This is a genomic window from Achromobacter sp. UMC46 (assembly GCF_014170335.1).
Taxonomy (GTDB): Bacteria; Pseudomonadota; Gammaproteobacteria; order Burkholderiales; family Burkholderiaceae_B; genus Achromobacter.
Genome location: NZ_LZZS01000033.1, coordinates 232477 through 256883 on the forward strand (window position 1 = coordinate 232477; position 24407 = coordinate 256883).

The 24407-nt window shown below is 63.2% G+C and carries 19 protein-coding genes and 1 tRNA gene; 9 read left to right on the forward strand and 11 right to left on the reverse strand.

Going from position 1 to position 24407, the window contains the following annotated elements:
• Nucleotides 1–139: 139 nt before the first annotated feature.
• A complete protein-coding gene (gene ppx / locus A9973_RS22945; protein WP_183015967.1) occupies nucleotides 140–1627 on the reverse strand; it encodes an exopolyphosphatase in 1488 nt (495 codons plus the stop codon).
• A gap of 219 nt (nucleotides 1628–1846) precedes the next feature.
• Between ppx and ppk1 the strand changes: the two genes are divergently transcribed.
• The 5 genes from ppk1 (at nucleotide 1847) to pstB (ending at nucleotide 8065) form a co-directional block, all read left to right on the forward strand.
• Nucleotides 1847–3922 (forward strand): polyphosphate kinase 1, encoded by a 2076-nt coding sequence (ppk1, locus tag A9973_RS22950; protein WP_183015968.1) that lies wholly within the window; start codon nucleotides 1847–1849, stop codon nucleotides 3920–3922.
• A 219-nt stretch (nucleotides 3923–4141) separates the two neighbouring features.
• Complete coding sequence (gene pstS, locus A9973_RS22955; RefSeq protein WP_183015969.1) at nucleotides 4142–5182, forward strand: phosphate ABC transporter substrate-binding protein PstS; 1041 nt, start codon at nucleotides 4142–4144, stop codon at nucleotides 5180–5182.
• A gap of 160 nt (nucleotides 5183–5342) precedes the next feature.
• A complete protein-coding gene (pstC, locus tag A9973_RS22960) occupies nucleotides 5343–6359 on the forward strand; it encodes a phosphate ABC transporter permease subunit PstC (RefSeq protein ID WP_183015970.1) in 1017 nt (338 codons plus the stop codon).
• 26 nt (nucleotides 6360–6385) lie between these two features.
• Nucleotides 6386–7240, forward strand: a complete 855-nt coding sequence (pstA, locus tag A9973_RS22965; protein WP_183015971.1) for a phosphate ABC transporter permease PstA — start codon at nucleotides 6386–6388, stop codon at nucleotides 7238–7240.
• A gap of 48 nt (nucleotides 7241–7288) precedes the next feature.
• Nucleotides 7289–8065, forward strand: a complete 777-nt coding sequence (gene pstB / locus A9973_RS22970; protein WP_006222891.1) for a phosphate ABC transporter ATP-binding protein PstB — start codon at nucleotides 7289–7291, stop codon at nucleotides 8063–8065.
• A 77-nt stretch (nucleotides 8066–8142) separates the two neighbouring features.
• Here pstB and A9973_RS22975 read toward each other — a convergent pair whose 3' ends face one another.
• Nucleotides 8143–9495 (reverse strand): aromatic acid/H+ symport family MFS transporter, encoded by a 1353-nt coding sequence (locus A9973_RS22975; protein ID WP_183015972.1) that lies wholly within the window; start codon nucleotides 9493–9495, stop codon nucleotides 8143–8145.
• 193 nt (nucleotides 9496–9688) lie between these two features.
• Between A9973_RS22975 and A9973_RS22980 the strand changes: the two genes are divergently transcribed.
• Nucleotides 9689–9765, forward strand: a tRNA-Pro gene (locus A9973_RS22980).
• Between the two features lie 81 nt (nucleotides 9766–9846).
• Here A9973_RS22980 and A9973_RS22985 read toward each other — a convergent pair.
• Complete coding sequence (locus A9973_RS22985) at nucleotides 9847–10884, reverse strand: glycosyltransferase family 9 protein (RefSeq protein ID WP_183015973.1); 1038 nt, start codon at nucleotides 10882–10884, stop codon at nucleotides 9847–9849.
• Nucleotides 10885–11367: 483 nt separating this feature from the next.
• Between A9973_RS22985 and A9973_RS22990 the strand changes: the two genes are divergently transcribed.
• Nucleotides 11368–12366, forward strand: coding sequence for a tripartite tricarboxylate transporter substrate binding protein (locus tag A9973_RS22990; protein WP_183015974.1), 999 nt, complete (start codon nucleotides 11368–11370; stop codon nucleotides 12364–12366).
• Nucleotides 12367–12433: 67 nt separating this feature from the next.
• On the opposite strand, the gene A9973_RS22995 is transcribed toward A9973_RS22990, so the two are convergent.
• The 4 genes from A9973_RS22995 to A9973_RS23010 all read right to left on the reverse strand — a co-directional run bounded on the left by A9973_RS22995 (nucleotide 12434) and on the right by A9973_RS23010 (nucleotide 17143).
• On the reverse strand, nucleotides 12434–13036 hold the full coding sequence (locus A9973_RS22995; protein ID WP_370539525.1) for a hypothetical protein: 603 nt from the start codon (nucleotides 13034–13036) through the stop codon (nucleotides 12434–12436).
• A gap of 71 nt (nucleotides 13037–13107) precedes the next feature.
• The gene (locus A9973_RS23000) at nucleotides 13108–13578 is read right to left on the reverse strand and encodes an outer membrane protein assembly factor BamE (RefSeq protein WP_220805617.1); all 471 of its coding nucleotides are present in this window, start codon (nucleotides 13576–13578) and stop codon (nucleotides 13108–13110) included.
• Nucleotides 13579–13645: 67 nt separating this feature from the next.
• Nucleotides 13646–16579: a YadA-like family protein gene (locus tag A9973_RS23005; protein ID WP_183015976.1), complete on the reverse strand. Its 2934-nt coding sequence runs from the start codon at nucleotides 16577–16579 to the stop codon at nucleotides 13646–13648.
• 120 nt (nucleotides 16580–16699) lie between these two features.
• Nucleotides 16700–17143, reverse strand: coding sequence for a hypothetical protein (locus A9973_RS23010; protein WP_183015977.1), 444 nt, complete (start codon nucleotides 17141–17143; stop codon nucleotides 16700–16702).
• Between the two features lie 300 nt (nucleotides 17144–17443).
• Between A9973_RS23010 and A9973_RS23015 the strand changes: the two genes are divergently transcribed.
• On the forward strand, nucleotides 17444–17836 hold the full coding sequence (locus A9973_RS23015) for a hypothetical protein (RefSeq protein WP_220805618.1): 393 nt from the start codon (nucleotides 17444–17446) through the stop codon (nucleotides 17834–17836).
• Here the strand turns inward: A9973_RS23015 and A9973_RS23020 are convergent.
• Nucleotides 17808–18608: an EAL domain-containing protein gene (locus tag A9973_RS23020; RefSeq protein WP_183015979.1), complete on the reverse strand. Its 801-nt coding sequence runs from the start codon at nucleotides 18606–18608 to the stop codon at nucleotides 17808–17810. The two genes, A9973_RS23015 and A9973_RS23020, sit on opposite strands and share 29 nt — an antisense overlap.
• Before the next feature lie 252 nt (nucleotides 18609–18860).
• On the opposite strand from A9973_RS23020, the gene A9973_RS23025 reads away from it, so the two are divergent.
• Nucleotides 18861–20663 (forward strand): ATP-binding protein, encoded by a 1803-nt coding sequence (locus tag A9973_RS23025; RefSeq protein WP_183015980.1) that lies wholly within the window; start codon nucleotides 18861–18863, stop codon nucleotides 20661–20663.
• Here the strand turns inward: A9973_RS23025 and A9973_RS23030 are convergent.
• Genes A9973_RS23030 through A9973_RS23040 form a run of 3 tightly spaced genes read right to left on the reverse strand, consistent with a single transcriptional unit; the run spans nucleotide 20638 to nucleotide 24369 of the window.
• Nucleotides 20638–21315, reverse strand: coding sequence for an Hpt domain-containing protein (locus tag A9973_RS23030; RefSeq protein WP_183015981.1), 678 nt, complete (start codon nucleotides 21313–21315; stop codon nucleotides 20638–20640). The two genes, A9973_RS23025 and A9973_RS23030, sit on opposite strands and share 26 nt — an antisense overlap.
• Nucleotides 21316–21340: 25 nt before the next feature.
• Complete coding sequence (locus A9973_RS23035; RefSeq protein WP_183015982.1) at nucleotides 21341–21973, reverse strand: response regulator transcription factor; 633 nt, start codon at nucleotides 21971–21973, stop codon at nucleotides 21341–21343.
• The gene (locus A9973_RS23040; RefSeq protein ID WP_183015983.1) at nucleotides 21970–24369 is read right to left on the reverse strand and encodes an ATP-binding protein; all 2400 of its coding nucleotides are present in this window, start codon (nucleotides 24367–24369) and stop codon (nucleotides 21970–21972) included. The genes A9973_RS23035 and A9973_RS23040 overlap by 4 nt, the downstream gene beginning before the upstream one ends.
• Nucleotides 24370–24407: the final 38 nt, after the last annotated feature.

The window sequence follows — 24407 nt, forward strand, 5'->3', positions numbered from 1 at the left end:
GCGGGCCACGCGGCCCTTGCGCATGGAGCTCAAGCAGCTTCACCGCGAGACGGACCTGTCGCCGTTCTAAAGAAAAAACGGGCGATGGCTGTGCAGCCATCGCCCGTTGTCTTGTTCGCGCCCATTCAGCGCGCGGATGTCAGAATTCCAGCAATTCGAACGAAAACCCCACCTTGTTCCATTCCGCTTCTTCCGCGCGCAGCGTGAAGTCGCTCAAGGGGTGCTGGGCCAGCCATTCGCGGTTGACGCGCACGACGATGGAGTTGTCGCGGACCGAGGCCGTCAGCGGCAGCGGTTCGATCTCGCCGCGGCGGCGGAACAGCAGGACGGCCAGGCGCAGGCTAAGGATGGCCTTCCATTGCGGACGCGTGCGGATCAGCGGTTCCAGCTTGGTCAGCTTGCCTTGATGGCCCAGTGCCAGCAGTGCCAGCAATTGCTGGTCGGCGCGAGAGAAGCCCGGCATGTCGGCGTTTTCCAGCACGTAGGCGGTGTGCTTGTGATACGCGTTGTGCGCGATGGACAGGCCCACTTCGTGCAAGTCGGCCGCCCAACCCAGCGCCGGGCGCAGTTCGGCCCGTTCCTGGCCTTCGGGGAACATGGCGTCGAACAGTGTCAGCGCGGCGTGGCGCACGCGGCGGGCCTGGTTCAGGTCCACGTGGTAGCGCTTCATGAACTGGCGCACCGATTCATCGCGCTTGTCGTGTTCATCGTCGCGGCCCAGCAGGTCGTACAGCACGCCCAGGCGCAGCGCGCCGTCGCCGGTATGCATGACCTCGATGCCCAGTTCATCGAACAGCGCGCTCATGATGGCCAGGCCGCCGGGCAGCACGTCCGAACGCTCGATCTTGATGCCGGGCAGTTCGGACGGGATGACCCGGCCGGAACGCACGATGCGGTCTTTCAGCTTGGCCAGGCCCGTGCGGGTGATGCCGCGGTCGGAGAAGCCGCCTTCCGTCAGGATCGCGAAGAGCGCCTTGGCGGTACCGGAGGAGCCATAGGCCTCTTTCCAGCCCATCTTGCGGTACTGCTTGGCGATGACTTCGATTTCGCGACGGGCAGCCAGTTCGGCCTGCTTCATCTGGTGGGCGTCCACCACGCCGTCCGAGAAGAACTGGCGGCTGTAGCTGACGCAACCCATGTACAGCGACGACATCAGGCCGGGTTCGTGGCCTTTGCCGATGATGACTTCGGTGGAGCCGCCGCCGATGTCGATGACCAGCCGCTTGTTGGGCGACGGCGGCAGGGTGTGGACCACGCCCGAGAAGATCAGGCGGGCCTCTTCGCGGCCGGCGATGACTTCGATGGGAAAGCCCAACGCGGCTTCGGCGCGGGGCAGGAAGTCCCGCGTGTTGCGGGCGACTCGGAAGGTATTGGTCGCGACCGCGCGGACGCGGTTGGGATGGAAGCTGCGCAGGCGGTCGCCAAAGCGTTCCAGGACGGCGATGGCGCGCTCGATGGCGTCGTCGCCAAGACGCTTTTCGGCGTCCAGGCCGGCGGCAAGCCGGACGGTTTCCTTGAGGCGATCGATCTGATAGATCTGGGGCGTACCGTCCTGTTGAACGATGCGTCCGATGGAGAGGCGGAAGCTGTTGGACCCGAGGTCCACCGCGGCCAGAAGTTGATCCATGCGGCTCGTAATATTGGCTTTGAGGTGGCCTGATTATAGAGACCCCATATGACAATGCCCTGAGGTACGGGTTTTCGCTTATGGAACAGGGGCTTGAGAGAAAACGGGCGCGCGCTATATGTCCCGATTTTGGCGTACGCTACGGATTTGGCGCGGTGTCATAGAACCGTCACTTATTTGCAGTAAAACTCCACGCTCCCTCTACGTATGGAATCCGGTATGCCCACACGCCCGCCTGGCGAGCCCTTGCTCATGAATCGCGAGTTGTCGCTGCTCAAATTCAACGACCGTGTGCTGGCGATGGCGGAAAATCCGAAGACGCCGTTGCTGGAACGGCTGCGGTACGTATGTATCGTCAGTTCCAATCTGGACGAGTTCTTTGAAATCCGGATCTCCAGTCTGAAAGAGCAGCAACGCCAGTCGCCCAATCTGGTCGGCCCGGACGGGATGACGCCGGACCAGGCGTTCGAAAACGTCCAGCAAGCCGTGCACGCCCTGGTGGCGCGCCAGTACAACCTGCTGAACGACGAGATCCTGCCTGCCATGCAGTCCGAGGGCATCACCCTGCATCACGCGTCCGAATGGAACCCCGAGCAGCAGGAGTGGGCGCGCGACGTGTTCAACCGCGACGTGATGCCGCTCTTGACCCCGATCGGGCTGGATCCGGCGCACCCGTTTCCCCGGGTCTACAACAAGAGCCTGAATTTCATCGTGTCGCTGGCCGGGGCCGACGCCTTCGGCCGCCAGGCGTCGATCGCCGTCGTGCAAGCGCCGCGCGCGCTGCCGCGCCTGATCAAGATGCCGCCCGAGCTGTCGGGCCACCCCGAAGGGTTCATCCTGCTGACGTCCCTGCTGCGCGCCTTCGTGGGCGAGCTCTTCCCGGGGCTGGAGATGCTGGGCTGCTACCAATGGCGGGTCACGCGCAACAGCGACCTGTTCGTGGACGAGGAAGAAGTCACCAATCTGCGCCATGCGCTGCAGGGCGAATTGTCGCAGCGCAACTTCGGCGCCGCGGTGCGGCTGGAAATCGACAAGCTGACGCCCGTCGAGCTGGAAACCTTCCTGCAACGGGAGTTTTCGCTGACCGCGCAGGACACCTACCGCGTGCCGGGGCCAGTGAACCTGTCGCGCCTGATGCAGTTGTGCAATTCGGATCTGCGGCCCGACCTGCTGTTCCCCGATTACCGCGCGCCGGTGCCTGCGCCCTTCGACCGCGTGGGCGACAAGCCGTCCGAGCTGTTCGAGGCCGTGGCCGAGCAGGACCGGCTGCTGCACCACCCGTACCAGTCGTTCCAGCCTGTCATCGATTTCCTGACGGCCGCCGCGCTGGACCCGGACGTGATGGCCATCAAGCAGACCATCTACCGCACTGGCGAGGATTCCGAGCTGATGAAGATCCTGCTGGCCGCCGCGCGCGCCGGCAAGGAAGTGACGGTGGTGGTGGAGCTGATGGCGCGCTTCGACGAGCAGACGAATATCAACTGGGCGTCCAAGCTGGAAGAGGTGGGTGCGCACGTGGTGTACGGGGTCGTGGCGCACAAGACCCACGCCAAGATGGCGGTGGTGCTGCGCCGCGAGAACGGCCGCCTGCGCCGCTACGCCCACTTGGGCACGGGCAATTACCACCCCCGCACGGCCAGGCTGTACACCGACTTCGGGCTGCTGACCGCGGATCCGAAGCTGTGCGAGGACATGGACAAGGTGTTCGCGCAATTGACCGGGCTGGGCGCGCGCCGTTCGCTCAAGGCGCTGATGCAGTCGCCCTTCACCATGCATGACGGCATGGTGGCGCTGATCCGCGCCGAGGCCCGGGCGGCCAAGGCGGGCAAGCGTGCACGCATCATGGCCAAGATGAATTCGCTGCTGGAAGAGCAGATCATCGAAGAGCTCTACAAGGCCAGCCAGGCCGGCGTGAAGATCGACCTGATCGTGCGCGGCGTATGCGCGCTACGCGCCGGCGTGCCAGGGTTGTCCGAAAACATCCGGGTGCGTTCCATCGTGGGCCGCTTCCTGGAGCATTCGCGGGTGTTCTATTTCTTTGCGGATGGCGAAGAAACCGTCTACCTGTCGTCGGCCGACTGGATGGACCGCAATTTCTTCCGCCGCGTGGAAATCGCCTTTCCGATCTACGACAAGACCTTGAAGAAGCGCGTTATCGACGAAGCGTTCACTTACGCGCTTCGTGATAACCAATTGGCATGGCAGCAGCAGCCCGATGGCGATTACGCCCGGGTCAAGAGCCGCCGAGAGCCGTTCAACCTGCACCTGTACCTGATGCAGAAACTGGGCGTGTAAGGTGCCGGCTTGTCACACGGGGAATTGTCCCTGAATATCGCGGCCGCCCCGGTCTCCAGGGTGGCCGCAGTGTTTTCGGGGGGTGAAAACGGTGTCGCATGAAGCGTATGTGACTGTCACTATCTTGTCACGTTGGGCTTCTAAGATGCGAGGGTCGCTGAAAGACAGGCACCGAAAAAGCCTGACCAGACTCCTCCAACGAGCACAGAAGGAACCCTGATGTTCAAACGTGTCTTCAAGCAAGTTTCCCTGGGCGTCGCGCTGAGCGCCGCCGTCTTTGCCGTTCAGGCCGCCGATGTCACCGGCGCCGGCGCATCGTTCCCGTACCCGATCTACGCCAAGTGGGCGTCCGACTACAAGGCTGCCACCAACAACGCGGTCAACTACCAGTCGATCGGTTCGGGCGGCGGCCAGCAGCAGATCATCGCCAAGACCGTCGATTTCGGCGCCTCGGACGATCCCATGAAGGCGGCTGACCTGGAAAAGAACGGCCTGCTGCAGTTCCCGGCCGTGATCGGCGGTACCGTGGCGGTCGTGAACGTCGACGGCGTCGAGCCGGGCAAGCTGAAGCTGTCCGGCACCGTGCTGGCCGACATCTTCCTGGGCAAGATCAAGAAGTGGGACGATGCCGCCATCAAGGCGCTGAACCCCGACGTCAAGCTGCCTTCGGCCGACATCATCGTCGTGCACCGTTCGGACGGCTCGGGCACCACGTTCGGTTGGACCAACTACCTGTCCAAGGTGTCGGCCGACTGGAAGTCGCAAGTCGGTGAAGGCAAGGCCGTCAAGTGGCCCACCGGTCAAGGCGGCAAGGGCAACGAAGGCGTCGCCGCCTACGTCGGCCAGCTGAAGAACTCGATCGGCTACGTGGAATACGCCTACGCCAAGCAAAACAAGCTGGCCTGGACGCAGCTGCAGAACAAGGCCGGCAAGTTCGTCCAGCCCGAGCAGAAGGCATTCGCCGCCGCGGCCGCCAACGCCGACTGGAAGAGCGCGCCGGGCATGGGCGTGGTCCTGACCGACGAGCCGGGTGCCGATTCGTGGCCCGTCACCGCCGCCACCTTCATCCTGATCCACAAGTCGCAAGACAAGCCGGCTCAGGGCAAGGCCGTGCTGGAATTCTTCGACTGGGCGTTCAAGAATGGCGCCAAGTCGGCTGAAACGATGGACTACGTGCCGCTGCCGGAAGCCGTCACCAAGGAAATCCGCGCTGCTTGGGGCGAAGTGAAGGCTGCCGACGGCAAGGCCGTCTGGAAGTAGGTGGGTGAAGCGCAAGGGGAGCCAGGCAAGAACGCCGATCTCCCCGAGCGCGCAACCCATCAAGCAGCCGCCCCTGGCTTTCTGTGCGCAGAAGAACGGGGCGGTCTGCCGCAAGTAGACCTCGTTGTTTCCCCCAAGGTTACCTAAGGAAAGTCCATCCATGAGCGCGGTAATGGATAATAGTGTGCCGCTTTCGCCCAGCGTGGCGGACTCCGTGACTACCGGCACGCCTTCGCCTATGAAGCAAAATAAAAATGCGCTGATGGATGCGCTTTTCAAGAATCTGACCCGCCTGTTCGCCTTCCTGGTGTTCATTTTGCTGGCGGCGATTCTCGTATCCCTGATTTACGGCAGCCGTGAATCGCTGGCCAAGTACGGCCTGTCGTTCCTGTGGCTGAACGACTGGGATCCCGTCAACCAGAACTATGGTGCCGTGGTGCCGATCATAGGCACGCTGCTGACATCGGCCATCGCGCTGATCATCGCGGTGCCGGTGTCCTTCGGCATCGCCATCTTCCTGACTGAACTGTCGCCGACCTGGCTGCGCCGCCCGTTGGGCACCGCCGTGGAAATGCTGGCGGCGATCCCGTCGATCATCTACGGCATGTGGGGCCTGTTCGTCTTCGTGCCGGTGTTCCAGCAGTATGTGCAGCCCTTCCTGATCGCCACCCTGGGCAGCGTGCCCATCATCGGCGGCATCTTCGCGGGCCCGCCGTTCGGCATCGGCATCTTCACGGCCGGCCTGATCCTGTCGATCATGATCATCCCGTTCATCGCGGCGGTGATGCGCGACGTGTTCGAACTGGTGCCGGCGATGCTGAAGGAATCGGCCTACGGGCTGGGCAGCACGACCTGGGAAGTGATGTGGCGCGTGGTGCTGCCCTTCACCAAGTCGGGCGTCATCGGCGGCATCATGCTGGGCCTGGGACGTGCGCTGGGCGAGACGATGGCCGTGACGTTCGTGATCGGCAACGCCTTCAAGTGGTCCGGGTCGCTGTTCTCGCCGGGCAACTCGATCGCGTCGGCGCTGGCCAATGAATTCAATGAAGCGGGCGGCATCCAGAAGTCGGCGTTGCTGGAACTGGGCCTGATCCTGTTCCTGATCACGACGATCGTGCTGGCCCTGGCCAAGGTGCTGCTGGTTCGCCTGTCCGCCGGCGAAGGCAAGAAGACCTGACCCGACGCGAGCACAAGGAAAAGATCATGGCTGTATCCGTACTCAATATGCAGAATGGCATCTACCGCCGGCGCCGCGTGGTCAACCGCATCATGCTGGCGGTGTCCCTGGGCACGCTGGGGTTCGGCCTGTTCTGGCTGTTCTGGATCATTCTGACGCTGTTGACCAAGGGCGCGCCCGCGCTGTCCTACACGCTGTTCACCGAGATTACGCCGCCGCCGGGGCAAACCGGCGGCTTGATCAACGCGATCTTCGGCAGCGTGGTGATGGCGGGCGTGGGCACGCTGATCGGCACGCCGGTGGGCATCCTGGCCGGCACCTACCTGGCGGAATACGGCCAGCGCGGCTGGCTGGCGCCTGCGACGCGCTTCCTGAACGATGTGCTGCTGTCGGCCCCGTCCATCATCATCGGCCTGTTCATCTACGCCGTGTATGTGGCGCAGGTGGGGCACTACTCCGGCTGGGCCGGCGCGCTTGCGCTGTCGATCCTGGTGATTCCGGTGGTGGTGCGCACGACTGACAACATGCTGCTGCTGGTGCCCAACAGCCTGCGCGAAGCCGCGGCGGCGCTGGGCTGCCCCAAGTGGCGCATGATCACGCTGGTTTGCTATCGCGCCGCCAAGACCGGCATCATCACCGGCGTGCTGCTGGCCATTGCCCGGATCTCGGGCGAGACCGCGCCGCTGCTGTTCACCGCGCTGTCCAACCAGTTCATGTCGTTCAACATGAATGCGCCGATGGCCAACCTGCCGGTCGTGATCTACCAATACGCAGCCAGCCCCTTCAAGGACTGGAACGACCTGGCCTGGGCCGGGGCCACGCTGATTACGCTGCTGGTGCTGGGCATCAACATCCTTGCCCGCAACATGTTCCGCAAGTAAAGATCGCTGTGCCGGCGCGCATGGCGCGCCGGAGCCAAGGGAAAAGAAATGGAAAACACCGCTACCGCCGTCAAGAACAAGATCGAGGTCAAGAACCTGAACTTCTACTACGGCAAGTTCCATGCGATCCGCAATGTGAACATGTCGATCCAGGAGAAGAAGGTCACCGCCTTCATCGGCCCGTCGGGCTGCGGCAAGTCGACGCTTTTGCGCACGTTCAACCGCATGTTCGAGCTGTACCCCGGCCAGCGCGCCGAGGGCGAAATCATGCTGGACGGTGAAAACCTGCTGACCACCAAGACCGACATTTCGCTGATCCGCGCCAAGGTCGGCATGGTGTTCCAGAAGCCCACGCCGTTCCCGATGAGCATCTACGACAACATCGCTTTCGGCGTGCGCCTGTTCGAACGCCTGTCCAAGGGCGAGATGGACGAGCGCGTGGAATGGGCGCTGAGCAAGGCCGCGCTGTGGAACGAAGTGAAGGACAAGCTGCACCAGAGCGGCAACAGCCTGTCGGGCGGCCAGCAACAACGCCTGTGCATCGCGCGCGGCGTGGCCATCAAACCGGAAGTGCTGCTGCTGGACGAGCCTTGCTCGGCGCTGGATCCGATTTCCACCGCCAAGATCGAAGAGCTGATCGCTGAACTGAAGAACGACTACACGGTCGTGATCGTGACGCACAACATGCAGCAGGCAGCCCGTTGCTCGGACTACACCGCCTACATGTATTTGGGCGAGCTGATGGAATTCGGCCAGACCGACCAGATCTTCGTGAAGCCGTCGCGCAAGGAAACCGAAGACTACATCACGGGCCGTTTCGGCTGATCGCATCGCGGATCGTTCCCTGATGCGAAAACGGCGCGCCTGATGGGCGCGCCGTTTTCGCATTGGGTCTAGCGGAATCAGGAACGCTGCAAGGCTGCTGCGGTGCCCTTGGCAGGCTCCGTCGCCGGATTGCCGGCGTAACGGCCGGGGATCAAGACCACGAAGACCGCGGCCAGCACCGCCGCGCACGAGAAGGCGATGAAATTCCACGCCAGTGGCAGTTGCAGGCCGGCCAGATAGCCGCCGACGATCGGGCCGCTCATGGCGCCGATGCGGGCGAACGACAGCGCCCAGCCGGTCGCCGCACCGCGGGCGTGCGCCGGGTAGTAGCCGGCGAGATAGCCCGTCAGGATCAGCGACGAAGAAATGCTGCCCACGCCAGCCAGCGCCACCCACAGGTAGTTCACGATCAGCGGATTGTTGTAGGTCAGGCAGTAGATGCCCACGGCCCCGATCAGAAAGAACAGCGCGACGATCTTGCGCGGTTCGGTCTTGTCGGCGAACTGGCCCAGCACCAGGCCGCCGATGGCGGACGCCAGGCTGAACACCAGCAGGAAGGACAGGCTGGACCCCAGGTCATAGCCGTTCTTGCGCATGATCTGCGGCAGCCACGTATTCAGCCCATAGACCAGCATCATGCCCAGGAACAGCGCGCCCCAGAAGCACAGCGTGGCGCGCAGGTGGCGGGGCGAGAACACGGCCGCCATCACGTCGCGCCAGGTGGCCTTGTCGCCCGAGACTTCACGAGGCCGGAACGGGTCCAGCGATACGATGCCCAGGCGCTGCGCCTGCGCGCGCGCACCGGCCTCGTCGCCCTTGGCCAGCAGGTACTCCAGCGATTCGGGCAGCAGCCGCGCCAGCAGCGGCACCAGCAGCAAGGGCAGGGCGCCCACGGCGATCACCGAGCGCCAGCCCCAATGGCTAAGCAGGGCCATCGCCACCGCGGCCGAACACAGGATGCCCAGTGAATAGCCCGAATACATCACGCCATAGTTGAAGCCTCGCTTTGCCGGCGGGGAATATTCGATGGTCAGCGCGGCGGCGACAGGGATCACGCCGCCCAGCCCCAGCCCGCCGATGAAGCGGAAGGTCGCGAACCACGCGGGCGTGGGTGCCCAGGCCGCGCCGATCATCGTCAGCGAAAACAGGCTGACGCAGGCCAGCAGCATGCGCCGGCGCCCCAGCAGGTCGCTTAGCGTGCCGACGGCGAATGACCCCACGAACATGCCCGCCAGCGCGTAGCTGCCCAGCATGCCGAGCTGTATGGGCGACAGGTTCCAGTTCTTGTCGTCGGCCAAGGCGGGCAGCACCGCTCCCATCACGCCCACGTCGTAGCCTTCGAACAGGATGGCCAGCCAGCAGACGAACAGCACGGTGCAGGTGGTCCGCCGGGGCGCGGCCCAGGCGGATGGAGTGGAGGCGTTTGCCATGTATTTCCCGATGAGTGTCTATGCGTGTTTTTGCCCGAAGGCGGCTGCCCGTCATGCGTCGGCAGCCGTAAATAATTTAGGCTTGAACTATATAGGTGTCAATCAGGAGATAGCCGGAAGGCGACGGACATTGGCTCGCATCGGTGGAGGGCCCTCCCGGGCAGGGCGGGATTCTGGTATAGTTGCCACCCTTCGGGGCGTAGCGCAGCCTGGTAGCGCATCTGCTTTGGGAGCAGAGGGTCGTGAGTTCGAATCCCACCGCCCCGACCAAAAATTGCAAGACCAATGTAAGACCCAATGAGAAAGGCCGTTAGTGAGTGCACTCACTAACGGCCTTTATCTTTTGCGCTATCAAGGGGTGATCGTCTCCATTTTGATCGCGCCGGGCAACCGGCTCCAGATCGCATCGGCCACGACGGATGGCGAGATGCCGTCCATGCCTGGGCTGCCAGACGGTTCAAGAGGATGCAAACAGGGCGCGTAACGCATGACCGGGCTGCATCCGAACAGTCCGACCGTCGGGACGCCATGGGCGATGGCGATATGCATGCCCATGCTGTCGTTTGTCGCAAAGGCCAAAGTGCGTGCGATCAGCGCTTGGCTGACGCAGATGTCCGTATTGCCTTCCGTGATGTCAAGAATACGGATCCATGACGGCAATGCGTCGCGAAGCTCCTGCGCGATGTGCCGTACATCGCTGGCACCACAGAGTAGAAATGCCAGGCCAGGGTCGCGTTCGTGCAAGATACGCGCGACCTGCGCATAGGCCTGAGCAGAATAGCGCCGGTTTGGCGCAGAGGCGTTCAAGCCAAAGCCGACCATCCGCGGCAAACCCTGCGTGAGTTGCTGGGCGACATCAAGGGCATGCGGGGCGATCTCAAGCGAGGGATAGCGCGCTTCATAGGGGCAGCCCACCTTGCGCAACATCGCCGGCAGCCAGGTATGCGTATCGGGATGCGGCGTTCCCTTGCGCCGAACCCAAATCTGGTCGGTCAGCCAACGCGAATAATGCGGGTGATGCCAGCGCAGGAAGCCCACGCGCTGCGGTATGCCAGCACGGCTGGCAGCCGCCGCGACATGCGAGCGGAATGTAAACAGGAAAAGCGCGTCGTAAGATCCCGCCGCCAACACGTCGCTGATACGCGCGACGCGTGTCCGACCCTCCAACTTGCTGATTTCTCGCAGTTGGACGACTTCTTTTACATAAGGTTGGGCCCGAAATAGCGCCAGCGACGAACCGGGTTGCGTCATGAGAAGCGTGACGGGCGTCCCTATGTGCTCGGCCAAGGCTCGCACAAAAACCATATTGAGGATGCCGTCACCAATCCCCCCGGAAATATAGATAGCGAGATTACTTGGCGTACAAGCATCCAAAGTCGTCCGTTCCATATTGCCTGCCTATGTGTGTGAGAGAGATATTACGCCCGGAAACCCTCTGCACACCAACGCGCTTGATTGACGGCAGGCGGTCATCCGATACCGACTGCGTCCATGCGGAAATTTCGTGTTTCAGCGGCCTGTTTTTCGTCACAGATGGCGATACCGGTAATTGATACTCCAAAGGCGATCGCCGGACGCTGTGGTCGGTGAATCATCGGTCTAAGGGCAACGGTCGCGAATTCTAATCCCGCTGCCCCGACGCGTCTACAAGGGGCTGCGGGGAACGGGTGCGTTAACGGGTTTTCCCTGTGTGGCGGGCGCCGGCAGTGGACCGGTACCGGATAAGGCATACTTCGCGACGCTAGGCGCAACCGCGCTCGCGAGGTGCCTTGGGCGTCTCGCGCACAGCGCCCAATTGTGTGGCGTTTTTCCGCGCCGATACCTAATAAATTCGCGCCGTTCGATGCGCGAATCGTCAACGAGGAGAGAGGGATGGCAGAGCAATTCGGGATGTACGCGGCATGCCGCAAAGTCGGGCGGGCGTTGCTGCCCGCCGCGCTGGCGCTTGGCTTGACGGCAGGCCAGGCTGCGCATGCCGACGACTACCCGTCGCAGCCGATCAAGTTGATCGTGCCGTTCGCGGCCGGGGGCGGCAACGACGGGATCGCGCGTCTGCTGGGGCAGTTGCTGTCCGATGGGCTGAAGCAGCCCGTGGTGGTCGAAAACCGTCCTGGCGCCGGCGGCAAGCTGGGGGTGGAGCAGGGCCTGCGGGCCGCTCCGGACGGCTATACCTTGACCTTGATTTCGAATAGCTATTCGGTCAACCCCAGCCTGTATAAATTGCCGTTCGATCCGGTAGGCGACATGACGCCAATCGGGATGATTGCGCGTGCCCCGTTCTTCGTTTCGGTCAATCCCAAGGTGCCGGTGGAGACCTTGGCGGACCTCGTCGCCCTGGCCAAGAAAAAGCCGGGCGTGCTGACGTATGCGTCGTCGGGCACCGGCGGCATTTCGCATCTGGCGACGGAGGCCTTCCTGAAGACGGCGGGGATTTCCATGATCCACGTGCCGTACAAGGGCTCGGCGCCGGCGCTGACCGATACGGTCTCCGGCCAGGTCGACGCGATGTTGACGACGGCGGGTTCCACGCTGCCCTATCGGGCGGACAAGCGCCTGAAGGTGCTGGCCGTGACGCTGCCGCAACGCGTGTCGTCGGCGCCGGACATCCCGACGGTGCGCGAGGCGGGGGTGCCGTATGACGTGACGGTCTGGTACGGCATCATCGCGCCTAAGGACTTGCCGCCCGCGATCCAGGCCAAACTCAATGCGGCGATCAATGCCGCGGTCGTGCTGCCCGAGATGGCGGACCGGCTGAAGGCGACGGGCGAGGCGGCCGCACCGGGCAGCCCGCAGGACTTCCGTGACCAGATCGTGAAGGAAATCACGCTTTGGGGGGATGTGGTGCGCGAGGCGGGCGTCACGGTGAACTGATCCCGTCGCCCCGGCCCATCAATGACAAGCCGTTTGTGCCGGCTCGTCGTTGCCCAGTGGTTCATGCCTACTGAGCAGATTCGAAGACGTAGGTATGGGCGGAGCCCGGGCTCTGGTTGTATAGCGGACACCATCCGTTCACCGGGGCGACCGTGCAGTACCGATTCTGGCCGTACACCTGGGTGACTTTCCAGGCCTGCGTGTTGTCGGCGCGTTCAAGCAGGTACTGCATCCGCACGCCGCGTTCTTTCTTGTCCCGTTCGTCGATGTTCATGACGTAGCCTGGGGTGGGCGGCTTGGCATTCCGGATGTGGGCGACGACCAGCGCGCGGGTGTCGGATTGGACATCGACATTGACGATTTCCCGTTCGTAGCTTTCCGGGTCGCATTGGTCGTTGGCAGCCAGATTGGCCTGAAGCCCTTGCGTCGACAAGCTGTCGCGGGCGGCGCGGAACGGGCGGTACAACTCGGCCGATTCCTTGCAGACGGTGACCGCGTACCGTGCTTCTTCGTCGCGGACATGCCACCAGGATTTCACGGCGGCGTCCGGGGTATTGGCCGCCACCGTCAATTGCGGCGTCGCTGCTTGCAGGCGAGTCCAAGGCGATTCTTCTTTGGAGCAGCCGGCCAACACGATGGCCAGCGCCAGCAGCAATGCGGGTTTTGTCACGACTACGGATCCGGTGATTTAGGGTGGCGTCATGATACCGCTTCCGAATGGCGGCTTGGCGGCGCCTTCCCTCAGCGTGCCGGGATCTGCAGGGTGTGTTCGGGACGTTGGACGGCCGGGGCGTGAGCGCGCAGGAGCGCAGGTTCTGGTCCCGCGCAGTTTTCCGGCTTCCATTGATAAGAGGCGGCTCGCATGTCCTGATCGAATTTGATTTTCAATTGACAGGCGCCGACGTTTGCCGACGGCGTGCCGCTAGTGCTGACCTGGAAGAGATAGTTCCATTCCCGAACGTAGAAGAACCCCTCATTGAAATGGGGCATGCCCAACAGGCCGTACAACTGGTCTTTGGTCATCCCCTGCTTCAACATCCGGAGATTATCGGGGTTGGGGTAGGCCCCTTCCCGCGGCCAGGCCTTTTCCGGTGCTGGAAAGCTGGCTAGCGCGGCCGCGTCCGTCCCGACGGACGCGAAGGAACATGCCTGCAAGAGCATCAGGGCGGAGATCACAAGGGCCCGGGCCGTCCAAATTTTGTTTGTCTTCATGATCATTCAACCAGAGAGGATTTGCCTGCGGCCGGGGCGGCCGCAGGGAGGATTGGCGACGAGTGGATTACCAGTGGAAGCCCACGCCCACGCCGGCGCCTACCTCGCCCCGGGTATTGGTGGTGGCGTTTGCCTTGAAGACCCACTTGCCGCTTTCGGACATGCCGGAAACACCGACTGCCATGCCGCTTTGGCCGCCGTACGTACCGCCGCCAAGCGAGAACATGCCCTTGCCCGGTAGAGTCGCTTGCGGCAGCGCCGCCATGGCCATCGCGGATGCCGTGCCCGCGTTGGCATCGTTGCGCAGGTTGCTCAGCTTTCCATTCGTGTAGTTGATGACGTCGTTCTTGGCGTCGTTCAACTGCGAAACGTTGACCCCGTCGGTCGGGGCCGTGCCTGCCGCCATGTTCGTGATCTGGCGTTCGCCGCCGGCGTAACCCACCGACACGGAGTTGTCGCGGTTGGTCGCGGAATCCGCCCCCAACGCCACGCTGTTGGTGTGCGACGCCTGCGCGCCGGCGCCGACTGCGACCGAGTTGTTCGCGCTGGCGTTGGCGTTCTGTCCCGTTGCGACGCTCTTCTTGCCCGAGGCGCGCGCGCCGCTGCCCGTGGCGGTTGCCCCGGACGCGGACGCTTTGGCATTTGCGCCGACGGCGACGGTTTCTTCCGCCGAAGACACGGCGCTGTTGCCGATGGCCACACCGTTCTTCGCGGTGACGTTCGCGTTGGCGCCGGATGCGACGCCGTTGGTGCCGGCCTGCACGGTCGCCTTGTCGGCGTCCGTGTTGGTGCCGTCCGCCTTAAAGTAGCGCGAGCCGTTCTCCAGATCGTTGATGTTCGAGATGAACGTGTTTTCGATATTGGTCACGCGGCCATCGATGTTCTCGACCTTTTGGTTGGTCTCGAAAAGCTGGCTGCCGTTGACGGCGTCGGTACTGGTCTTGGAAAGCACGCCCTGGCTGACGTTGGTGATCGTCGTGCCGCCGGTCTTTCCGCCGTCCGTCGAGGCGGCGCCTTCCAGCGTGACCTTGTCCTTGGACGAGCCGGTGGCACCGTCGTACTTCACCGCGCGGTCATTGGCCGCGGGAGTCGTCGGAATGGCGCTGACTGCGGACCGCAACTGGCTGACGTTGACCGCGTCGGTGTCGGCGGAGCCGGCAGCGACGTTGGTGATGCGTCGTTCACTGCCGGCCGAACCGACAGAGACTTCGCCGACCGGGGTCAGGCCCGCCAGCATGAACAGCGGGTTCGGGTTGTAGGCGGCCGAGATCAGGCTTGCGTTTGCGATGCTGTTGGCGCCCAGCGCGACGCTGTTGGCGGTGGTCGCCCGGGCGGCGAGACCGATCGCGACGCTGGAGTCACCCGATGCTTCGCTGATGCCACCCAGCGCCACGGAGAAATTACCCGTGGCTTTGTTGTTGACGCCGATGGCCACGCTCGAATCGCCCTTGGCCTTGCTGAGCGTGCCGATGGCGACGCTGTCGGTGTTCGACGATTCGCTGTTGATGCCGGCCGCGATCGAGCCTGGGCCGTTGGCGACGGCGCCCGTGCCGATGGCGACTGCATCCTGGCCGGCGGCCTGGGAGTCGGCGCCGGTGGAGTTGGCGTGGAAATACTTGGTGCCCGTGTTGTAGACGTTTTCGATGCGGTCGCCGATCGCCGTGGAGTCGGTGGTCACTTTTTTCAACTGGGCGACATTGACGGCGTCGGAGTCTTCCGCACCAGCCGACAAACCGGTGATGCGGCGGTTGCCCACGTTCACTTCACCGGTGGCTTTGCCGCCGACGAGATAGGCGTCGTTGTTCAACGTAGCGCCCGAGGCGACGGAACCGGCGCCCAGCGCAACACTGTTGTCGGCGGTGGCGCGGGCGGCCAGGCCGATGGCGACGCTGGAGTCACCCGATGCTTCGCTGATGCTGCCCAGCGCCACGGAGAAATCGCCCGTGGCTTTGTTGTTGACGCCGATGGCCACGCTCGAATCGCCCTTGGCCTTGCTGAGCGTGCCGATGGCGACGCTGTCGGTGTTCGACGATTCGCTGTTGATGCCGGCCGCGATCGAGCCTGGGCCGTTGGCGATGGCGCCCGTGCCGATGGCGACCGCATCCTGGCCGGCGGCCTGGGAGTCGGCGCCGGTGGAGTTGGCGTGGAAATACTTGATGCCCGTGTTGTAGACGTTCTCGATACGGTCGCTGATCGTCGTGGAGTCGGTGGCCACTTGTTTCAACTGCGCGACGTTGACGGCGTCGGAATCTTCCGCGCCGGCCGACAAACCGGTGATGCGGCGGTTGCCCACGTTCACTTCACCCGTCGCTTTGCCGCCGACGAGATAGGCGTCGTTGTTCAACGTAGCGCCCGAGGCGACGGAACCGGCACCTAGCGCGACGCTATTGTCGGCGGTCGCACGGGCAGCCAAGCCGATCGCGACGCTGGAGTCACCCGATGCTTCGCTGATGCCGCCCAGCGCCACGGCGAAATCGCCCTTGGCTTTGCTGCCAACGCCAATGGCGGCGCTTGAGTCGCCTTGCGCGCGGCTGAGCGTGCCGATGGCGACGCTGTCGGTATTCGATGATTCGCTGTCGACGCCGGCGGCCAGTGAGCCCGGGCTGTTGGCGACGGCGCCCGTGCCGATGGCGATCGCATCCTGGCCGGTGGCCTGGGCGTCGGCGCCGGTGGAGTTGGCGTGGAAATACTTGGTGCCGGTGTTGTAGACGTTCTCGATACTGTCGCCGATCGTCGTGGAGGCGTCTGCCACTTGTCTCAACTGCGCGACGTTGACGGCATTGGTGCCGGTCGCGCCGTCGTTGGCATAGTTGGCTGCCGGGGTACCGTTGTCGTTCACGCTGTAATAGTGCGTTTGGGCGGCGGCGGTGGAGGCGATCAGTGCGCCAATCACACCGGCCAGCAGGCGAGTCGAGCGCTTTTTCTTGCCCTTGGCAAGCTCGGATGCCACGACCCACTGGCCGGTAGCCTCGTTAAATATGCACTTATAGACCTTATTCATTTTCAACTCTCAGTACAGTGGCTCAGGCAATCATTCCTGCGGGTTGCGCCTCCGGTCCGGCCTCAGCCAGTACGTGTCGACGCGTTAATGCAAGGATGAAACTGCTGACCTGTTCTGAGGTTAGGAATCAGATGAACCGGAGGCCGGAAATTTCCGAATGGGCGTGACTGCGGCGAGTGTCTGGGCCAATAGCGTCTGTGTCGCCAAGAGCAATGCCGCATCGACGCGCAGGGCTTTGGCAAAGAGTTCGACGGTCCATTGGCACAGTTCCACGTCGCCGCGGTCCAGCGCCAATAGCGTCGGGTTGAGCATGTGCGTGCGTTGCTGCAAAGAGGACAAGGAAAGGCCGCGATGGGTGCGCCATGCCCGCAATGCGCTGAAGTGGCGTTCGGTCACCATTTCCAGCACGGGAGGCGGAAGCGCCGATCCCGAGCTGCGCACGCGATGGGAATTGGCCGACGTCAACACCGGAATCTGTCGCAAGGCATGCGGGGCGTTGTGGACGGCGAAGCTGCGCCCGCTCTTCGGGAAGAGGCTGAACATCATGATTTCAGAAGCGGCCATGGTGGGATCTCCGCAGAAGCGGGCGTCGAGCGTGCAAATCGTGTCCGGCGGAGTATGTATGCCGGGCGATTCCTGGGGTGTAGGAAACATCACAGCCACGCTGAGGAAGATTCCGAACGCGAATGCACGAAAACGTGCATCGGACCTTGCGGGAAAGCTAAGAATTTTCTTCAGAATATTGGGAAATTTCGACAGGTGATTTGAAGCTCAACTGTTGCAGACTTGACCATCGGGAGGCGGTGTTCGCGGTCCTGGTGTTGCGGCAGCAGAAGGGAGGGCACAGACATGGTGGCGCGTGCATTGATAATTTCAGATAGCCTGGCGAACTACGGCGCCTTTCATCGGCATTTGCAGCAGTATCCGGACTCCGCCCTTTGGGTGTTGGACGCATCCGATCTTCGGTTCTTCGAGCTGGACAGCTACGCGAAGCAGCCGGAGCTGGTGCTGCTGGACGTTACGGTCAGCAAGACCAAATGCCTGGCGGCCACGGCGCGCGTGCGGGCAATGTTCCCCGACGCGAAGATCGCCGTCAGGGTCTTGGGGGAATGGGATGATTTCGGCCGGTTGATCCTGCAATCCGGCGCCCACGGCGTCATCGACGCCTTGACCTATCGCAGCAAGAACGATCTGGCCATCATGATCGATTCGATCATGGCAGGAAACATCATCTACCGGGAATCCTGGCACGGGTGATCAACTGGCCCAGTTCCATCGGGACGCCCAGATGAAACCCCTGCCCGTGACGGCATCCCAGCGCGCGCATCCTGCGCAGTTCCAGCGCGCTGGAAATGCCCTCGGCCACCACGCGCCACCCCATTTCGCCGGCCAGCGCCAACGCGAACTGCACGGATTGCCGGGCGACGCGGCTTGTTTCCACGCTGGCGGTGAACGTCTTGTCCAGTTTGAGTTCGTCGATGGTCAGGTCGATGAGCATGCCGAGGTTGGCGTACCCCGCTCCGAAGTCGTCCATGGATATTTCGCAGCCCCATTGTTTCAACCGGGCCAATGAGCGCTTCAGCGCCGCGAGGTCGACGGCCGGCGCGTCTTCCGTCAATTCGATCTTCACGAGCGATAGCGCGACACCGCGCCGCAAGGCTTCGTCATGCAGGAAATCCGCATTGCCGGAATCGGCCAGGGTGGTGGCGCAGGCATTGATTGCCAGGGGCAGGGGCGTGCCTGCGTCATTCAGCGTCTTTGCCGCGTCCAGGACCAGTTCAGCTACCCGTTTGAACAAGGCGCTTTGCAGCCGCAGGTCGCTGATCGCCTGGATCAAGCGGCAGGTCGGCACCAGGCCCCATGCGGGGTGATGCCAGCGGGCAAGCGCCTCGGCCGATTCGATGGCGCCGGTGGCCAGATTGACCTGAGGCTGGAACACCAGGTGGAACTGCATGGGGTCCCATAGCATGTCGATGAGGCCGCGTTCGCCGATCTGGGCGATGTTGTCGATGTCCGCCTGGCCAGCCATTTCACATGTCTCCGAGGAAAAGGGGATGGATGCGCGGACTCTATCCATTCCTAGCGGTGGAACATGTAGGAGATTTCACATTCTCGACGTCAGTGCGGGGGGGAAATTTCTACCTGAGATTCAGAAATTTCCACATTCCGATCGAGAGGGAAGGCTCTAGATTGTCTCTGTGCCTATTCTCATTTAGACAATCTGATCATGGATCCTGTCTCACTCCTGCATTCGCTCCGAATTTCCGAGGCCAGTCTCCCCGTGAGGGTGGGTAAGGTCGCGGCGGTCTGCGCAATCCCCGTGTATGTGGTCCTGTCCGCACGGACCGGTGTGCTGGCGGACCTGTCGGGGGGGCTGGTTTCGTGGGTCTGTCTGACAGGCTTTTTGGCCGCGTTGGTAGCGCTGCTGCTTCTGGGCCGGAAAAACGAGCAACACAAACGTGCGGAAGAGCGCCTGAAGGATCTGGTGGCGTTTCAGACCGGCGTGCTTGACGCCATTCCCCAACCTATCGTCCTGCGTGGCAACGACCTCAAGTTCCTGGCCTGCAATAGCGCGTTCGAACGCCTTTTGAACCGTTCCAGGAAGCAGCTGCACACGAAGTCGGTAAGCGCCACTGCGGAACTGATGGTCCGGGAAGTGGAGTCGGCAGAGATCGAAGAGGACTACCGTCAAGTGATGGCTACCGGGATGCCGTTAGGCAAGGACCGGACCGTTTGCGTCAGCGGCCGGGAGATGGACGTGCAGCACTGGATCGAGCCGCTGCGCAATGCCAGCGGCGCCGTGGTCGGCGTCGTGGGGGGCTGGATGGATATCACGCAGCGCCAGCGCGTCATGAAAGAGCTTGCCGTCGCCCGGGACCGGGCCGAAAGCGCCAACCGGACGAAGACCACTTTCCTGGCTTCCATCAGCCATGAGATCCGGACCCCGATGAATGCGATCATGGGCATGCTGGAACTGACGTTGTCGCATGCGGATCTGCCCGAGCAGGAGCGCCTGCAACTGAGCACGGCCTATAGCGCATCGCAATCGCTGCTTGCGCTGATCGGAGACTTGCTGGATTTGTCAAAGATGGAGGCCGGCAAGTTCCAATTTTTGCCGCAGCCCACCAACTTGTGCCAATTGACCGAAGACGTGGTGCATGTGTTCCAGCCGATCGCCGTGGCGAAGGGGTTGGATTTGACCTTGACGATCGGGCGGCCTGAGAACATGGCGCGCGCGCATTGCGTGGATCCGTTGCGGCTGAAGCAGATCATGAACAATTTCGTGTCGAACGCGATCCGCTTCACGGAACGCGGGTCGATATGCGTCCACGTGGAAGCCGAGCCGCAGGAAGGGGACCACCAGACGATTGTGCTGAAAGTCGCCGATACCGGTGTCGGCATCCCGAGCGATGCGCTGGATACGCTGCTGGAGCCGTTCGTCCAAGTCCAGGAGACGATTCGTGCCATGGACCGTGGGACAGGCCTGGGCTTGTCGATATGTGACCGTCTGGTCAAGAAGATGGGCGGCACGATACAGATCGACAGCAAGCTGGGCGTCGGCACCACCATGTCGGTGCGTTTGTCGCTGCCCGTGGCGCCCGCGCAGCCTGAATCCGTTAGCGACGCGGCACCCGTCGCACGGGCCGCGCCGGTCTGTACCGGGCTGGACGTGTTGGTCGTGGATGACCAGGCGTCGAACGTGCTGCTCTTGCGGCGCCAACTCGAGAAATTGGGCCATCGCGTGGCGTCCGCCGGCAACGGGCTGGAAGCGCTGGCACTCATGGGCCAGAGGCAATTCGACATCGTGGTGTGCGACTGCGCCATGCCCGTGATGGATGGCTACACGTTCGCCCGGACCTTGCGGCAACGCGGGGGAGCCGACGCAATACTGCCGATCCTGGGGTATACGGCGGGCGCGCACGATGCGGAAATCGACCGTGCGCGGGATGCCGGCATGGACGACGTCCTGGTCAAGCCGGTGAACCTGGATTCCTTGAATCGGGCCATCTCCACCCTGATGCATCGCGATAGCATCCCGGGGCAGGCGGCGGCGCCGGTCAGCGGGCCAGGCGCAAGCGGCTGAGTTCCGCGCAAAGGCGCTGAAGCGCCGGTTCAAACAAAACGTTCAGGCGCATGACGGCTTCGCCGCTTTCATTGCGGGACGCCGCTTCGATACGTTCTGACAGCCGGATCAACGACGCGCATCCCGCCATGCGCGCCGTGCCCTTGATGCGGTGCGCCAGCGAGCCGGCGGCGGCCCAATCCGCCTCGGCGCAGCGGGCGCGATAGTTGGTCAGGTCGCCTTGCGCGGTGTCGAGAAGGCTATCGATCAACTCGGCCACGATGGCGGGATCGCCGTCGACCAGGTCATGCAAGGTCTGGCGTATGGCGGCGCATTCGGCATCGTCTGGCAGAACGTAGCCAGCCTCCAGCAGGGCGCGCGACAACGCCGCTTCGGTCGCTCCCGGCACGACGACCTCGTCGATGCCGGGAGCGGTGGTGCCGGAAGCTGAAATCCTCAGTCGGATCGGCGCGGCCGCGACTGCCGCCGGCAATGGCTGGCCGGGTACGTCCCAGGCGTCGTCGTCCCAGAGGACCACTCGCGGCTCGGCCGCGTATCCGGACAGCGCCGCGCTGTCCGCGCAGGTATCGGCTGCGAGGCCCAGACCTTCCAACCGTTCGGCGATTTCCCGCAACCGCTCGGGGCGCCGGCCGATGATGAGGGCGAGGTTCATCCTATTCTCCACGAGGGGCGACCTGTCAGCGGGCGATCTGGCATTGGCGTGCGAAGTCAATCAGTTCCAGCAGCGTTTGCACTTCCAGTTTTGTCATGATCCGTGTCTTGTGCGTGCTGACCGTCTTGTTGCTGATGAAAAGCGCGTCTCCGATTTCCTTGTTCGACATGCCACGCGCCAGCATCTGCATGATGACGATCTCCTTGTCGGATAGCCGGCTCAGCCGGTCTACGCCATGGCTCGCCGCCCCGACGCGCGGGGATTGCGCACCCTCGGTATTCGGGAACACGGTGTACCCCGCCAGAATCGCTTCAACGCACCGGATGATTTCGGCGATCTCCTGGGATTTGCTGACGTAGCCATTGGCGCCGGCCAGCTTGACGCGCGGCGCGAACGTGGCCTGGTCTTGGCCGGACACCACCAGGATGCGGATGTCAGGCTGGATCGCCCGGATCCGCGGGATGACGTCCAAGCCGTTTATCTTGGGGATGTCGATGTCCAGAATCACCAGGCCGGGTCGGTCGTCCTTGACGGACTGAATCGTGGACTGGCCGTTGTCGGCTTCCAGGATGCGGGTGATGCCCAGTACTTGCGACAGATGGGTTTTCAGTACCAGACGAAGGGAAGGGTGGTCGTCTACGACGAGTACAGTAGTCAAGGGCGACTCCATTTCTCTAAACAGGCGCGCAAGGTGGCCAGATTCACCGGCTTTATCAGGAAGTCGTTCAAGCCGACCTCCTGGAAATGCTCCATGTGCTCCGACGAAACGTCGGCGCTCAATGCCACAACGGGAAGGCTTCGTATACGAGGGTCGGCATGCGATCGCACGCGGCGGGTCAACTCGAAGCCGTCCATGTCCGGCATGTGAAAGTCCGTGAACATCAACGCGTAAGGTACTTGTTCCAGTTGGCCCAGCGCTTGATGGCCGTCAGCGACCACATCCGCCTGGACTCCCAGCTTCTGCAGCATATTGCGAATCACGATTTGATAGGGCAAATGATCCTCGACGACCAGAATGCGTCCGGTCGCAGGAAGCTGTGCATTCTCTCTCGCGTCTTGCAAGGGGTTGGTAACAAGATGCTCGGTCTGCAACGCACTGAGACACACACGTCGAAACTCGCTCCACCGGACCGGTCCTCCGGCCAATGTCGATTGTGTCGTCGTCGCCGCCGGCGTGCTTGTGGGCCTGCTGGTAAACAAGATGTGGGGCAGGGGGCGCGGCGCGTTTGACGACGGCGGAGGCTCGCCGGACGGTTCGACGATGTGTAGATCGGCGTCGTCGCCGGGCCCCACGACAAGCATGCCGGCCGTGCGTGCGTAAGCGCAAAGGGCGGCATTGTCCGCTTCGCGGCGAACCGAGAGGGAGAGGCGTTTGCCGTTCAACGCCGCGTCAGCTGGAGCGCTTTGGCCCAGGTGCATGGGTAGGCGGACATCGAAGCGGCTGCCCTGGCCTTCGACGCTTTCCACCTGTATCCCGCCGCTCATCAGGTGGGCAAGGCGCAGGCAGATGGCAAGGCCCAGACCGCTGCCGCCATACTGGCGGGCGGTGGAGACGTCGGCCTGCGAAAACGGGCGGAACAGCCTGCCTTGCGCTTCGAGCGGGATGCCGATACCCGTATCCGCAACGGACAGCAGGACGGTCTGCATGCCGGCGCTGGCGTGATCCGGCAGCGTCTCGGCCATCACGGCGACGCCGCCCGCCGAGGTGAACTTGATGGCGTTGCCCACCAGGTTCAACACGATCTGCTTCACGCGGACCGGGTCGCCGACGAATTCGGCAGCCACTTCGGGCGCAACGTGCAAGTCCAGCGTCAATCCTTTGGCCAGCGCGCGCGAGGAAAAAATGTGCAAGACCTGGTCCAGTAACTCGCGCAAGGAGTACGGGATGGTTTCGATCGCGACCGGTGCATCCTCAAGACGGGAAAAATCCAGGATGTCGCCGAGGATCTCGATGAGCAGGCGCGAGGCGCTGTCGGCCAGATCCACTTGCTGGCGCTGATAGTCGTCCAAGCGCGTGTCGCCCAGCAACTCCAGCGCGCCAAGGGCCGTTGCCAGCGGCGTGCGGATTTCATGGCTCATGGCGGCCAGGAAACGGGATTTCGCTTGCGCATTGGCTTCCGCGGCGGCCTTGGCCTCGTTGAGCGCCGTCGTCGCGCGGTGCTCTCGCATCACATCGGCGAGGTAGCCATTCCATTCTATCGATCCGTCCGGATACCGGCGCGGCGCGGCGGTGCCGATACGAAGCCATCCTTCGCCTTCCGGCCGTAGCGTCGGCAGGTCGATGCGTATCGGGTTGCCTGTCGCCTTCGATTCATCGATCGCCACACGTGCGGCCGGCCAATGGGTCTTCAGGACACTGGGCAGGTTGTCGCCAGTGGAGAGCTGGGTGATTTCGGCTGCCGTCAAAAGCAGGAAACGCTCGGTGTGGCCGACGGCATACGGGACCGAGCGGCGTCCGTCCGGTTCCTCTCGGATCCGGAACAATCCAAGCGGTAGCGTGTCGATCAAATCGTCGATGGCAGCCTTCAGTTCGCGTGTCTCTCGCTCGGCCGCCCTGCGACCGGTGACGTCGGCCAGCGCGATCAGGGTGCCCGCCGGCGCACGGTCTTCGCCGTAGAGCGGCTCGACCGTCAAGCGGCCGTCAATGGGGGGGCCGTGAGCGGTGTGGACCTTGATCTCTTCGGTGACCATTTGCTGGGTGGCGAGGCACCGCTTGGCGAATGCCTCCAGTTGCGTGCCAAGCGCGCCTGCCGCGCCTTCCAGCGAACTGGCCTTGGCGCCGACGAGCCGGGTACGGTCCATTCCGACCAGTTCTTCGAAGGCCTGGTTGACGCGCAGGTAGCGCAGCGTCCCGTCCAGGGCGGCGATCAGCGTGGGGGTCGCATCCAGGAGTTGCGTCTGTACGGTGGTCGATGCGTCGGCCTGTGTTGCCAGTGCCCGCAAGCCGCGGGCCTCGGCCTGGGCTCTGCGCGCGATTCTCAGCAGGGATACCGCCGCGCAGAACAGCAGCGCGGCGACGCCGATCAGGGAGGCTTCTAGATAAGTTAGCGACATGGACTTGCGCTCCCAGTGCTAATGCAAACCCCTTACTC